Genomic DNA, 15,673 nt, shown 5'->3' on the forward strand with positions numbered 1-15,673 from the left:
TCCTACCCTCCCGCCTTGGCGCAGGCGAATGAAGCCATCAGCATGATGGACAATAATGCAAATCCAAACCGTTTCATTGGATTTCCCTTTCGCTAAAGCTTTTAACTATTGATATGATTCATCACTCGTGACAGGGCTCGGCGCCGGCCGTGTTGCGGCTGGGACAGACTTCGGGAATTTCTTGCGGGCAGCTTTTTCGCCAGCTTTTCCCTGAGCAATTTCGTCTTGATCGGCTTCGGCTTGGCTGGTTCGATCTCTACAGGATTGGTGGGCACAGTGGACGTGACGGCTATTTCCGACGGAGATTGCGGCAGCCTCACCAGAGGCTGCGAACCGGGGGCCGGATACGATGATGTCCTGGCGTTCGGGGTTTGCTTTCCCGTCCGAGCCAAGCGGCTCATTGGCATAGCTAGCCGGCAACATGGCTTCGACCTCTTCAACGAGCACGGAATGGGACGTGCCGGTCCGCGCGCGCCGGTCCGCTCCCACTAAATTGCGCGCGTTAGCTCAACGCCCTTGACAGCCTTAGCGAGTATTCGCATTCTAGCTGTACTTTTTCAAAGCTACTATGCGTAATTGGTTGGGGGGCGGTCGACTACCGGCCGACAAGTCGCGCCGTTTGGCGCGACTGCGAACCGTAGCCTCCCTTTGCTAGGGATTTTTTTAGTGGCGTTCTTTCATCGCCGGGATTTATTGCGCGCGCTTGGGGTCGGCGGATTGGCGGTAAGTCCGGTTGGTCGAAGCGCCTTTGCTCGCGACGGCAACAAGCGCGACGCGAAGCGCGGAGGTACCGAGCCTGTCGATGCCAAACAAAGCGCTGCAAAGCAAATAGTCATTGGAAAGCAAACCAGCGACCTGTCGGGTTTCGACCCTCATCTCAATGTCTCCGCTTCGGCCGCAGAAATCATCGGCAATCTGTACGAGACGCTGATCGCCCTGAAGGACGGAAAGCCGCTCCCCGGCCTCGCTGAATGGGCAGAGCCCAACGGCTCGCTCTGGACCTTCACGATCAAAGCCAACCGGCAATTTGCTTCCAAAAACCCGATCAAGGCGGCCGACGCGGCCTTCAGCCTCCAGCGCGCGCTACGGGTGAACAGCAGCCCCTCCCATCCGCTCGCGCAGCTCGGGCTTACACCGATCAATGCCGACCGGTGCATCCGGGCTGATGATGGTCAGGTCCTGACAATCAAACTACCGGAAACCATCGAGAAACAGATCGTCCTGCATTGCCTGACATCGGCGTGCTGCAGCATCCTTGACAGCGAGCTCGTCAAGCATCGCTACTCTCCGACCGCCCCGGCTGTCGTTGACGCGGCGATGGCTGCGACCACATGCCGCTACGCCCCGCTCGAGCTAGGATACTCCCCCGGTCTTGGCCCTCCAGATGCCTGTCAGTTGCCTGCTCCTTTCGACTCAGGCGAAGCGTGGCTGAGGTTCAACAGCGCCGGCTCCGGCCCTTTTTTGATCAGAAATGCCGAGCGCACCGAAGAGGTGGTCCTGAGAAGAAATTTTTGCCATCCGGGCTACGACAAGTCCAACCGCCTCCCGCTGATCGTGCGCGATATTGCCGACCCACGGGAGCAGCAGCGTCTTCTGCGGTCCGGTGAAATTCAGGTGGCCTGGAACTTGGCTGCGGAGCCTCCGGTCGAGGGCCCTGCGGTGCAGGTCTCGAAGGATGCCAAGCAGACGACACGGTCGACCGGCCCGGCCATCGAGCAAGTCAAGCGGAGCAGGGCGAACCTGCTCTTGCTCTGCATGAATGTCACGAAGACGCCGCTCGACAAGCCGGAGGTTCGCAAGGCGATGCGTCGGACTATTGACAATGACTTGTTGAAGCAGTCGCTCATGACGCAACGCTGGGACGCGCAGTCCCGGTTTTTCCCATCCGCGATCGGCGGCTTCGACGTCAAAGCCCCGAGAGACCCTGATGACGAGGCGGACCGCAAAACACTTGAGAGCCAGAAATGCAGCCTCAAGCTAGATTACTTGGCCGGTGCGGGCCGCTCGACAGTAGCCAATGGACTAGCATCGCAACTCTCGAAGGTCGGGGTCAAACTCGCGCTCGACCCGGCCTCGTCTGGCCGAATCTTCCAGGAGCGGCTGGAGAAGCGTGAATTCGATCTGGCGCTCGTCTCGCTCAGTTCCGACTACCTGCACCCGCATAGCAACGCACAGGCCCTGTGCTCCAATTCCGACCTGGAGAATTCCAATACTTTCGATGGGCCGCATACGCTGGCCTGGCATTGCCACTGGGTGGATGGAAATTTCATGGACGCGGTCGCCTATGCGGCGAAGGAGCCAGATCCAGCAAAGCAATTGAATATCTATCAGGAAATCCAAAACGACCTGTTCGATTCCGGCCCATATGTATTCCTGCTCGAAGAGACTGCGTTCGTGAAAGGCGTCAAAGGCTCCCTTCCGCTGCTCGGCGCTCTCGACAATCTGACCCGATACAGTCCCCCAAAGCCGACGTAAGCACCCGACCCAATTGCGCTGGTTCACGAGTTCGACATGAACAAGGTTACGCGCCGAGAATTCCTGGAAGGCACAAGCGCCACGGTGCTGGCGAGTACGTCGGCCTACGCGCAGGAGCCCCCGGCCGGGCCGTACTTCGAGAGAGACGGCACCCGATACAAGCTGAGATGGCGCAACAGCGACATCTTCCACCTGGACCCGGCCGTTGTGATGCCCGGGGAGATACAGGCTCGCCAAACCGCCAAAAAGCTCATGATCGTCGGAACGACCGGGCCCGAGGTCCGTAGCGTCGAGTTCGTCATCGTGCAGTCCGGCGGCGAATGGAAGGTCGACGCGACCTGGCGGTTCGCGAACTTGCCCGAAATCACCGCGACAGTTGCGGTGCCGACATCTCCTTGCCCGATCACTTTCGAGAGCAAGCTGGACTCGCGGCAACTTGCCGCACTCGTCAAACATCTCAGCGGCGGCCGGATCGTCTGTGCCAGGAGCGCGGTCCTGCAGTTCGAGGTCGGCTCCCAACGGACGGAACTCATAGCCGGCTCCGGTCAGGAGTTTTCCGCTTTCGAGAAGAAGCTTTCCGGACAGCAGCTGCTGCTCGCACCGCTTCCCAAGTCGACGAGCGTTCAGCTCATCCACGACAAGCCATCCGTACTCATCGATGTGGCCAAGGACAAACATCTGCAATTGCAGTTGCGGGCGGCCAGGCACGCCAAGGCCAGCTTCGGACCTGGTCGGGATGCGCTGGAAGCGTTTGTCGAACTCCTGCTCCACAGTCCACGCTGCGAGACGACACGCATTCCCTGCCAATCGATATCCCGCGTCCTGGTGTCCGGCGACCAGAACTGGACGGTCACGCCGACGGACGACATCTGGCGGCTCAATACGCCGAAGACTTCGTTCGAGGCCAGGGTGGCGCCAGATGGCACCCAGCAGCCCTGCGCGCGCCCGATCGAAATCACCACACGCGACGGCAAGCTGAAGCATTTTTGCGTTCATACCCGCCTGGTATCGACGTCGCTTGCATTGGAAAATGTCGATCGCACGCGGTTCGATCTGGGTGAGGTCCCTCTCCAGTTGGCCAACACGCCGCCGCCAGTGGCCAAGACGCCGCCCTTTGTCCGTCCGACGCCGGTCTTCGCCTATGCCGCGCCTGACTCCCCGCTGCGGATCCCGCTCCCAGACTGCGCCAAACTGCGGTTGTGGCGCGGGCTGGATCTGTTCTGTCTGACTTTCCAGTTTCACAACATCGACCTGTCGCTCGGCAAGAAGATCCAGCTCATTCCGTTGAGTTGCGGGGACATCGATCCGGAGAGCAAGCCGGACGAGGCGGTCCTGCTTGCCGAATTTCCGCCGCAACACATCATGGAGAGGACGTTCCTCCGCCAGGACCGGCCACCGCCGGATGCCGGCGAGGAGATTTCTCCGGCGCAGTTGAGAAAATTACAACGGCTCGAGGCCGGCGGCATTAAGCCGTACGATCCCAAATGCAATTTGAGCGGCACGAGCGAGCCGAACCCGGATACCGACTCCCAGTGTCTGCGCAAAAAGATCCAGGGCGAAAAGATAGCTGCCGAAAGCCGCGACTTTCTTGGAGACCCGCCACCGACCAATCCGCCTGATCCGAAGGATATCTTTTTCCCCTTCGCATCGTTTGCGAAGGCGTGGGACGCGCAGTACGGAGATACACTGGGGCTCTGGATCGGTCCTGCCGGGCTTTTCAGTGTCACGGCGAGGCGAACCGCGCGCCTTTACGTCGAAGAGCTACGATCGAAGCGACTCAACGACCTTATCGCAAAGACAGACCCTCAGAAGTTCGAAAAAAAGGATTTCGAGGACGCCGCCGAAATTCTTGTACGGCCCGACTTCCCGATGAACCGCGCGGAAGTGTCCGATTGGATCAAGAAGGACTGGAAGAGCCCACCTGGTCCAGTCCCCCCAGTTCCCAGAGACCACCTCAAAGCGTTATGGCAGGAAGCCACGACGCGCTCCGATGATTTCAGGGTCTTTCAGAAGTTTGATCCCAATCAGGACAAGGCGGCGTCGCACAATTGGCTGTTGTTCCCGGACTGGCCTTTCACGGACAAAGAACTCAAATCTATTTACCAAAAAGCTGGCTTTACGCTGTCAGAAGCCCCCGACACGCAGCGTGAAAAGAAGATGCAGGAAGCGTTGATCGGACGCCTCGCCGAGTTCAAAACCGCACAATCCGATACGCTCCGCGACGGCCAAACGATCGACAAAGTCCCCGAAGGTTTTCGCCGGCCGGTCGAGGCCTGGATTTCGGCGCCCTCGCGTCTCGCTTTCGTCATGAATAACGGTCCGATCGGATTGACCGTCACTGAGCTGACTGCGTGGGAGAGCTTCGAACTCCGGGTCGTGCAGCGCGCCCGCCGATTGTATAGCAAACCAAAAGAATTGATCGAAGAATCAAGTCCCGCAAAGATCCTCGCAGACCAAGGTATCAAGACCTGGGACAAGACTGGTGCCGAACGCGTTAGCGAAATTGTTGGCACAATGCAGAAGCCGGGTGATTTCGATACCGCGCTGGAGATTCCAACAGGCTTGATCCTGTCTCCCGCGCAGGACGCACTCTGGATAACCCCAAAAAAGCTGCCACCCCGCATGGGCGGTTCAGCTACTCCACCAACGCCCGTCTGGCAGGCGCTCCTTCTCGAACGGCAAAAGAAATCATCGCTTCGCGCAGTCTGGTCACAGCATTTCGACGCGTTCGCGCGGGATACGTTTTCGAACGCCCCGAAAGATGGCGATTTGGAACTGCTGGAGAAATGGAAGGCGCCGAACGGCACGCACTATCGCACGGCGATGAGTCCGCAAGATCAGGCGGAACTGGTCGCGTTGACGTCAATGTACGGGCTGCCGGTCATCGCATCGAAGGACAAGGAAGTCAGCAGCCAGACCGAGCCGCCGAGCGAGGACGGCAAGAAGTATATCACTGACGCTGATCCCGACCCGAAGTCTCCTTACGCGATCTACATGCCGGTCCCATTGCAGGTGCGGCGGCTGGCGCTCGGCGCCACCGGCGCGATGCTGGACCTCGACACCACTTTTCCGCTGGTGACGTCAGCCAGGACCAAAAACAAGAGCGACCCGGGCTACTTCAAGAGCTTCAGCCTGCAACGCTGGCGTTCGCTGATCAGCGACGGATCCGACGTGATCACGACCGTGGTGCGCCGCGGCTACCTCTTCCCGCTGGGCCACAAGGCCTCGCTGATCAAGGTCACCGAACCCCGGCTGCGGCCCATCGATCCCGACAAACCCTCTCTCGGATACTCCGTCGAACAGGCAACGCGTATCTATATCGAGGTGACGCGGGCGTCCCATCAATACCCGGCCGTGGCTCAATCGTTCGAAGCCCGCGATTTCCAGCCCCGCGACATCACCTTGCTGACCTTGCGCACCCCGGACCTGGTCGATTCGTCCGACGACAAGCCATTGAACGATCCAATGCCTTTGGCCGGGACGCCAGAAGATACAGCCGAAAATCGCCTGAAAAAATTAAACGAGATCGTCGAAATGCCTGCCAAGGCAGCGCCGCACGGGCGTATCCGGGGGTGGGTCGACCGCAGGGACCCGCAGGAAAATCCCAGTCCCGGTCCACTGGTCGGCCAGCTTGCGGGCATTGTTTTCTGGCCGCGCACCGAGGTCGGGACGAGGGGCACCGTCAGATTCCGCATGCGCATCGACGGGCAACCCACGCCGGTTTCGATGCCGTTGATCTTCGCAGACCATCGCGCCGCCAGCGATCCGGCGACGATGAAGGCACTTGCGAAATACTACAGGGGAGAAGAGGTCGCCTATCAGGAAAAAAAGAAGAAGGAGCAGCAGCAAAAGCCGGAATCGAACGGGCAGCAAAAGCCCGACGATCCCGAGAAGAACAAGACCTGGGACTCGGACAAGCCCAAAGAATGGAACAAGGTCCAGCACAATGGCGCCTTGCGCACTTATGCTGATGAGCAGAACAAGGGACAATGTACCTTCGTCACCGACTGGCAATTGCTGGAGGCGGTGAAGGGCGACAGCGAATTCGCTTTCAACTCCGAGTTGGTCGCTGCTGAACAACCCCCCTTCTATCCCCGCATGGCCGGCGCGCAGGTGCGGCCGCAGCAGATCCAGGGCCTGACGGGATCGACAGCGCCGGTCCTGCAGGTCGCCTATGAGAGGAACTACGTCACCAACGGGTTCAATCCGCCGGAGTCGTGCGGGATAGCCGACCCCGAAACCTTCCTGCGGGTGACCAACGACCCGCCACCGAAGCTGGATATGGGCGCCCACGGCGATCAGGGCGGAGCCGTCGCTCGCCCGGCCAAGTTCATCTGCGGGTTGAACCGACGCTTCGGGATCGCCGGGCCGCCGCTCCCCGATTTCAAGGACTGCAGCATAGTTCCGGACAAGAAGACCGTCCAAGCGGTTGAGCCCGTACAACCACAAGCTCCGGGAGCTCCCGCGGCATCGGCTGCGGCGACAGCGCAGTTTGTTTCGGCACAGGTACTGCCTCCGCCGGCGTCCACGTGTTCTCCAATTGCGGCACCCCGGAAGTACGACAACAAGGAGCTGGCGATCGGACACTTCGGCGACGACGCCAAGCTGTTCGGGCTGATCAGGCTGAGCGACTTCATCGCCGCCATCACCGGTGAACTTGGCGCGCACATTCCACAGCTCGAGGAAATCACCAGCTTTACCGGCGAGGCGCTGGCGAACCTTGCGGCACAGCTTAAGCAGCCGATCGATGCACTGATCGCCCAGCTCAAGGAAAACGCTGGCGACGTCCTGTTCCCGGACTTTAGTTGCGCATTGCAGAATTTCCAACTGGGTCTGCAAAGCCTTGCCAGCATCGATAAAAGCGATATGGCGGCGCAAATCAATGCAGCAACTCCGATCTGGGCTTCGGGACAACGCGTCGTCCGTGAGCTCGAAACCATTGCGCGAACGCCGATCAGCCAGTTCGCGGACCGGCTTCGCTACTACCTCATCTCGTCGCAAGCGGACATCGCCAAACGCTTCCTGGAATTTGCGCCATGGAACGAGATCCAGAAGCAGCTCGCGGAACTCGTCGCAAAGGCAGCAGCAAATCTTCCGGGAGCGCTCGTTACGATTCTGGATGCAAGAGCGACTGCAAGTGACCTTCAAAAACTTTCCGACAACCTCAAAACCGCCGTTGCAGATCCTGCCGTCTGGAGGAGTCCAAAACCGCTCGACGAAATCGCGCGCCGCGTAAGCCCGCTACCGAACGGAATTATCGGGCTTCGCGAGGGCCCTCTTTACGAACTCGCCGAGAGCCTGACTACCCTGGCGCAGCAGAACCTCGGCAACGCCTTCGACGCGGCAAGGCTTTCGGAAGCTCTGAAGTGGGCCGCCGGCGCAATCGATAAAGCTTATGCTGTTCAGAAACAGATAAACGACCTGATCGGCTTGACTAACGCCGCGTGCGACCAAGGGATCGAGAGTCTACGCAAGCTGCCAACGGCGTTTGTAGATACTTCGGTACCCAATGCCAGCGTCAAGATCAGACGGCTGATCGTCGCCATCAACGACATAAAGGGCAGGTTACCCGCGAATCCAGGAGACCTCGCTGGAGTCGTCCAGCAGATGAAGGACTACCTCGATGAATGGGTCGCGCTCCTCCAGGCAGGCGCGGGTAGGCTCGATTCGGCCATCGCAAAAACTACGACCTTGGCCAGACGTGCGACTGGCAGCTTGCCTACCAATCTCTTGCCTCTTATGTGCAGGCGCTTCGATATCGCGTCCATTCAAATGCTGGCGGCACTGAACAAGGAACGTCAGGATCTCCTGAACATCTGGCTCGACTTCGCTGCCTTCCTTCCAACACTCCATTCTCCCCCCGTACTCCCGCCCAGGGCACCTGCTCTCCTGCCGATCTGGCAGGACGTCCAGACCCAGATGATCCAGTTCTTGCGATCGGCAATGACGGATACGGAGGCGGCCGCGCTTCGAGACGTGACCACCGCCGGAGCGGCACCATGGAAAGACGCAACCGACGAAATCGACAAACTGATCGCCGCGCTCCCGTTCCCCGAGATGAAGGCAATACTTAACGGCGCTTTGCAGGCACGGAGTAAAGCTGCCGATACGCTGGGTACCGTTCAGAAAGAGCTCGATCGCCAGCTTACCGTTATCGCATCCGGTCAATCCCCCGATCTAGCAGCGATCCAAAAACTCGCCAAGGAGGGCGTTGCCATCACTGTCGGTGGCGTTGTCACCACCGTCAAGGATGCCGCTGCGGAGGTCGTGTCCAAGGCAGAAGCCGATCTGCTGGATAAATTGGCGCGTCCGGCCATGGCCTACCTGCTCACAAAGTTCAAACCGAATCTGGATGAAGCCGCTGAGAACGTCCTGAAGCAAATTAGCACCGTCTATGACGCCATTCTCAGCCAGCGTAACCAAGCCTACAGGAATGTCCGCGAACGGCTTGGATCGGAGCAAAACCCGTCGACCGGAGTATTCAAGCTCATCGCGAAGCTGTTCGGCCCCCCGACCAGTGTCGAGGACGCCTGCACGGAGAGTTGGGATAAATTTCTTCTTTTGGTCCCGAACAACGCCGGCGGCGCTTGCCCCGACGAAACTAACGATGCGCTGAAGACCGAAGCCGATGATATCCGTGACAATAAGAGGACCGCAGATGATCTGAAGTATGTCCTGGACCTCTGGCAGGAAGGCAAGTCCGCACCACAGCGAATTCTGAAGCATATCGAGTACTTCGCGCGTGTCGGCGTTCGGTCCAGTATCACCAAGGTGCTCGACGTCGAAGATCTGCGCCAGAAGATCGCCGCTGCGCTGGCCGATGCATTGCCGACGACCAAAACGCTGAAAAGCAGCCTGTCCTTGCCGCTCAAGGAGACCTCGGTCGGCATCGGAACGTTTCGTCCGACCGGTTCCGAGCCTAAGCTCACGCTCAACGGCAAGGCAACGATCAACCTGCTGGACCCGACCTCCCCCACAACGGAAGTCGGCGGTCACGTCACGCAGTTCGAACTCGATATCCTCTCGATCATGACTTTCTCGTTCAGGCAGGGAGTCACCTACGCCAAGGGACCGAACGACGGTCAAGCCAAGATCACCGCCCCGCTGGGCGCCGAGGACATCAAGTTCGGCGACAAGCTGAGTTTCCTCGCCGATCTTTCCAAGTCTCTCACCTTCGGCGGAGACGGCGACGGCAACGGCCCCTACACGATCGTGCATATCAACAACCCGTCGATCGAGGCCGGCTACCGGATCGCGATTCCGGTCATCACGCTCGGCGCAACCTTTACCAACATCAATTTCGCGGGAGCCATCGTGCTCCCGTTTACGAGCGGCAGCGCCCGCGTTCGCGCCGCTCTCGGCTCGCTCGATAATCCGTTCATGATCTCGGTCGGGATTTACGGCGGCTCGGGCTTCATGGCGATCGAGGCAAGCCCGCAGGGCATCGAGGCGTTCGAGGCCAGCTTCCAGTTCGGTGGCATCGCGTCGATCGGCTACGGACCGCTGCAAGGCACGGCTTATGTCACGACCGGCGCCTATGTCCGAAAGGACGAGTTGGGCTGCACCTTCGCAGCGCTTTTCTCCGCCGGCTTTACCGCGCACATCGCATGCTTTGGAATCAGCGCGGCCTTCACCTTGCGGTTATACAAGCGCGCCGGCGACAGTTCGGTTTCCGGCGAAGCCGCGCTGACCTTCACGTTCTCCATCGGGCGTTACATCAAGATCAGTTACACCATTCGCGTGGCGCGCTCGATGCAGGCCGGCTTCGGCGGCGGCGGCAAAGAGGCCGCTTTCCTGCAGGGATCCGGCGTGCAGGTCGCGGCCCTCGGCAACTTCACGCCCAGTTGCTTCCCTGAGCCGCAAGCCGCCATCCTGGTGACGACCAGTCTGAGCCCGGAAGAAACCTGGTCCGCCTTCGAAGCCCAGTTCGATCCTGCTTTCCTCCCAGAAGCCGTCAAATGACACATATCGTTCCACCGAAGCCCGGTCACTATCCCACGCCGCCATCCGATGAGGGCGATGTTGGAAAAGACGAAGGCCCCATCAAGGAATACGTATCGCTGTCGAGCCGCGTCGTCGCGGACGGGTTCGACGGTGAACAAGCACGCTTCTGCATGCTGCTGCGTCCCTGGGTTGGCGCCGGCGCCAAACCAGTCGATATCAGCGCGTGGCCATCGGAGGTTCTGTCCAAAAAAGATCTTACCGGCGAATCAATCCCTTTGCGCATGATTCCGCTTCCGTCGAATCTGCCGACGGTGAAGGAGGAGGCCGAAAAAGAGATCCGCACGCTGGCAAACCAGGAGGCCAAGCTCGCTCACTTGCAAGCGGAAGCCAAGCCCGCCCATGCCGTCGACGTAGACCAAGCACGCATCGATCGGCTTTGGCGGCGCATGATGAACCCGGACGGAGCGGGCTCTGAATTCTGGAAATTGCTGACTACGACCCTCGCTTGTCCACCACCTGAGAACAAATGCAGCGCCTATCTACCGACACCGCATGGGCCGGCCTCTCTCATGTTTACCCTGCAAAGGGGGCGCGCCTTATTGGAAGCAATCGCGAGCCCGGATTCGCCGCTGGCGATGCGGGTCAATTCTGCCGCCCAGCTCAGTCTTGCGAGGCCGTGGTATCAGGAAGAGCGGCCGACGCGGCTTGCCAGTGCATCGCCCGATTTCGCTATCCCCACCCCGGACCTGGCTTCTCCGGAACATGAGGAATTCTGGCTGGCGCCCTACCGGAAGCGAACAGCTGCCTTGCTGGCCGGAGAAACTCCGCAGCCGATCTGGCCCGACGCGCGCACAATGGCCAGAACGATACTCGCCGGCGATCTCCCGGCGGCAGGCACGATGGAATGTGTACACGCCGCGCATCACCTCACCACGCCCGACGGCCACGCCGCGGTCTATTGCGCATCGCCTGATGATAATCTGGCGACGGCTCAGCGCCGACTGGGTGCCCTGCTCAGCCTGCCCACGCTCCAACGCCTGTTCGGCTTCGCCTTCGACCTGAAAGTCAAGAAGAGGGATATGATCGACGCGTTGTCGAAGCTAAGCGGCAGCGATGCGACGCCCTTCGTGGCCCTGGCTCCCGTCGACGCCGATGGGAGCTGGACGCTGGCGCGTTTCGAACCGAACCGCTCGATCTTCTGTCCAGCGTCATGGGAAGAAGTTTGCGGAGATATGGGCAAGGCGCCCATTACTCACGGCCTGCGGAACCTCGCCCGGCGCGACGACGACAACAATCCCGTCTACGACATCATCACGATCGATCCTGCTCTCGCCAGTGAGAGCAGCATCAACAATATGGCTGCCCAGAAAGCCAGCAAAGAGAAAGGTTCGGCGCTGGCACCGGTCGAGCGCAGTCAGCCAGTCCTGCACAACGGCGGGCTGCGGGTCATCGAAGCCAAGGACGGGGCAGCGGATGAAAAACCAACAAAATGCCCGTCGCACGACATCATCGAAGACGCCAATGCCCTGAAGATCGGCGATCGCCTGATGGTCGGCATCGAGGTCAGGGAAGGCGAGGTGTTGTGGCGGAGCCCCGACTATCGCGTCATTGAGTTCTGCGACCCCACGCCCGGAAAAGGGATCGACCCGAAGTGGGTTGAAGCGGAACTTTCGCGCCGTCACCTGAAGGCAGATGGAATCCGCCGGGTCCAGCTCGACGGCGCGATGGCGATGTCCGCCAGACAGCAAGTCGTCGACCCCATGGCTTCCGAGGCCCGCAAACCTCCCGACGATCCGGTCGCGAAGGCGGCGATCAAGATCATCGAGGATAGTACCGTCGCATTGTGGGGAAGCGATCCTGCCGGCGTGGCACCGCCGGAATTCGATCAGAAGACACGCAAGGCGATTACGAAAAAGACCATGCCCGTGATCGAGGAACTCGACATCACGAGACACTTCCGTTCGCCCAGCCATCGTCAGAAGCACGACATGTCTGTGCTGAGCCCGACACTGCGCTTCGGCTGGTCCTACTACACCGCATTGGCGCCGGTGTTCGAAGGTGGCGGAAGCTTGACGCCCGATGACGTCGCCAGAATAAGCAAGCGCGTACCCGCGGTATCCTTGCCACCGATCAAGGGATCTTCCGGCAAGCTGAAGGGGCGTCGCTTCCTGCGCCACGAACGCATCAATGCACCGATGGCGGTATTGCTCGAAACCGACGTGCCAACTCTGACGAAATTAGTCCCGCCCCAACTCAGCCCCGACATGTACGTCCGCACGACAAGGGAGAAGGGCCGTCTGGTCGCGTCGACACGCAGGCTCATTGTGCCGCCACCCATTCCACTCCAATTTGCCATGCTTCACGACGTGTTGCGGAACACCGGAAACAACGTCACCGTCCCCAAACAGGGGTTGAGCGGCCTGTCGCTGATGGGCGCACAGGACAAGACTGACGACCAGAAGCCCAACCGCGCACATATCGGCGAAATCTCATCGAAAAGCCGATACGTCTACTATCCGGATCCCGCCGCCAGCGTCATGGTATTCGGCCTCAAACTCCCGGCCGAGGCCGGGCTTGAAAGCGCACCGTTCATCGAGGATCCGGTGGCCATACCGGTCGGCGCGCGCACTTGGCCGGACAAATCCGTCGGCGAGCTTTCCCCATGGCCGAATGTCGTGCCGATTCATCTCGAAGTGAAAGCGGTGCCGGCCTATCCGGACGACCATGCCGCGCGCAAGCCGCGGATCGATTCGAAGGGGCCACGATGGTTGGCGCCAGACGGAAAGCTCTCCGAAAAGGCCAAAGGCAATGCCGTCAAGGTCCATCTCGTCGAAATCAGCCTCGCACCGGGCGAAGTCCTGGCCCTGCAGGCGTGGTGCGCGCCGACCGTCGCGCAGCTGACCGAATGGTTCGACGCGATCGAGTCCGCCGGACTTCTATTGATTGCCGAGACCACGCGGAAGACTGACCCGCACGCGGCTTGCATCGGTATCCTCAAGAAACAACTGAACAAGGATTTGCCGGCCGACCTGAAGCACAATGAAGAAGAGGCGACAAAGGCCTGCCTCGGCGCCGGCGGACTGACGACGCCACCTCGAAAGACGGTGCAGACGATTGCCGGCCTCGTCTATCGCGAACTGCTGCTGAAACCAAATGCGGTTTTGGCGAGCCCGCTCACGATGCGGCTGACGCACGCCGTCGACGACTGCCTTTTGAGCAAGCCGGAACTGGGTGCAGACATCGCGATCACGCGGCGCATATTCGCTACCGCTGATGCCGCCGATGCCGCCAAGACCACTGACCCGGCCCAATCGAAGCCGACCACTAGCGTCGCGGCGCAGACGCCCGCGGATTTCCTCAACAACACGCCCATTTCGGAATGGGGATTGAGCAGCACTCAGGAAGGCGCAACGAGTACGCTGATCGGCGGCCACATCTGTTTCGATCCGGCCAGCACCGGCGGGCTCTTGATTGAAGCGCTCTCCGCAGCTCCCTTCGACGACAGCCTCGACAACCCCGCGATGGGACTCACGAGGGAGCAGCGGCTTCGCGGCGACTTCGTACCGATTGAGACGAAGGATCCGAAGAAGAAGGAAGCGGAGAATGCGAAGCCGTTTGGCTTTTTCGTCAATTCCGGCGGCGCGGTCACATTTACGGAAAAGCAGGTCCCGCTGCTGAGACTCGATGGCCTGCCGCTGCCGCAAGACGGCCGATCCGGCCCTCGTCATTACTCCCTGCAGGAGCTCATGGCGGGTGCCTGGGGCGACGCACACCCATTTGGCCTGGCGCTGCGCGCCGCTCTGCCCGCTGCACTTCATTGCAGCGGTGCAAGGCGGCTGAAGCTCAAGGTTACCCCGATCAATCGGCACTCCGGCCTGCTGCTCTCCGATCACGATCATCCGGCTCCCGAAAGTGTCGCCCGGGAAATCTGGCTTCCGGCGACGACGAGGCCGGCGCCGCCTGTCATCGATCATGTCAGCGTTGCCTTGTCGCACAAGCCGATCAAAATGCTCACCAATACGGATGGATCCTTCACGGTCGGCGTCGAGCAATCGTGCGTCTTTACCATCTGGCACGCACGCCCGTTCTTCAGCTCGGGCGACGGAGAAAAGATCGCTCTCGTCCTGTGGCCCCCCGGGCTCTTCGCGCGCGGAATGACGCTCGACGAGAAAGGACAGGAGATACTTCCCAAGAAGGCAGACGAAGCACCCGCATTCTACGACGAGGATTTAGGCCCCGGGGGCCCCTACGTGACCCGATGGGGTGCGGATCCCCTCGCCGGCGATGATGTACCTCAAAGCAAATTTCCGACTGGACCTTTGATTGATCCGTCTCGGCTATCGTCGGCGGGCGAGCGCATCCCGCGCGCGTTCATGCCGGTGCCGATATCGAACCAGACCTGGGCGGCCAGCGATCAAACAGACGCCAAGCAGCAGGATCAGGCCGGCAGTCCCAAGAACGCGACGGCAGAGCAAACGCCCGTCGCATTCATGGCGGTAGCGCTCCAGGCCTTCGGGCCGCGCTTCGATCCGATCCGGGAGCTCTGGTATTTCCACGTGACGTTGAAGACCGACCCGCTGGCATTCCCGCGCGTTCGATTGGGACTCGTGCGCTATCAACCGCATGCGCGCGAAGACGACGTACCCTTTGACGGATCGGAGCCGGTCCGCCTCCGCGTCTCGACCCCGGTAAAGCAATGGGTCAAGCCGCTGCCCGGCCGCAAGGCTACGGTGACATATCACCCGATTGATAAGGGCCGCTTCGAACTCACTGTTGTCGTTGACGGGCCCTCCACCGATCCGACTGCAGAGAACAGAGTCCGGCCCCGTATGGTGGTGGAAGTCATTCGACACAGAATGCTCGAAGGTATCCCGCAAGAGGAGATTGTCAGGGATATCGACGGAAACCCGGCGGTTTGTGACGACTGGTCGTCGGACCAGACTGCGACCAACGGAACAGCCCAGCCCAAAGGCATCTTCTTCGCGTCTGACGGCGGCAGCTATCATTGGAACGCGCTGTTTACGCTAGACGGTCCTCCGGACCATGACGGCTGGTCGCACGCGGTAGTCGTGCGGGAGACCCGTGAGTTGGACCTTGCGCAGCCTACCGCAGACACCCGCAAAGCTGATACCGGCCCGGTCTTTCTTGCCCGAATTCCAGTGAAGCGGAGTCCGCCCTGAGGCGGAGATGGCATTCAAACCGTATGGTCTCTTCGCGCGGCAGGAAACTTTCGCATATCGATAGGTGCGTCGGT

Annotated in this window: 3 protein-coding genes; all 3 read left to right on the top strand. The window is 60.4% G+C overall.

The genetic code is table 11. The annotated features are described in order from the left end of the window. Window positions 1-666 precede the first annotated feature (666 nt). The 3 genes from BLR13_RS16120 to BLR13_RS16130 are packed head-to-tail and all read left to right on the top strand — an operon-like array spanning window position 667 to window position 15,599. Window positions 667-2,475, top strand: a complete 1,809-nt coding sequence (locus tag BLR13_RS16120; RefSeq protein WP_157793704.1) for an ABC transporter substrate-binding protein — start codon at window positions 667-669, stop codon at window positions 2,473-2,475. A gap of 36 nt (window positions 2,476-2,511) precedes the next feature. After that, window positions 2,512-10,437: a hypothetical protein gene (locus tag BLR13_RS16125; protein WP_074822037.1), complete on the top strand. Its 7,926-nt coding sequence runs from the start codon at window positions 2,512-2,514 to the stop codon at window positions 10,435-10,437. Next, window positions 10,434-15,599, top strand: a complete 5,166-nt coding sequence (locus BLR13_RS16130) for a hypothetical protein (RefSeq protein ID WP_074822035.1) — start codon at window positions 10,434-10,436, stop codon at window positions 15,597-15,599. The genes BLR13_RS16125 and BLR13_RS16130 overlap by 4 nt, the downstream gene beginning before the upstream one ends. The last annotated feature ends 74 nt before the right edge of the window (window positions 15,600-15,673 follow it).

The organism is Bradyrhizobium ottawaense (genome assembly GCF_900099825.1).
Lineage (GTDB): Bacteria > Pseudomonadota > Alphaproteobacteria > Rhizobiales > Xanthobacteraceae > Bradyrhizobium > Bradyrhizobium ottawaense_A.

Coding starts and splice junctions, on each gene's coding strand:
- BLR13_RS16125 (WP_074822037.1), top strand. CDS start 2,512: ATGAACAAGGTTACGCGCCGAGAATTCCTGGAAGGCACAAGCGCCACG.
- BLR13_RS16130 (WP_074822035.1), top strand. CDS start 10,434: ATGACACATATCGTTCCACCGAAGCCCGGTCACTATCCCACGCCGCCA.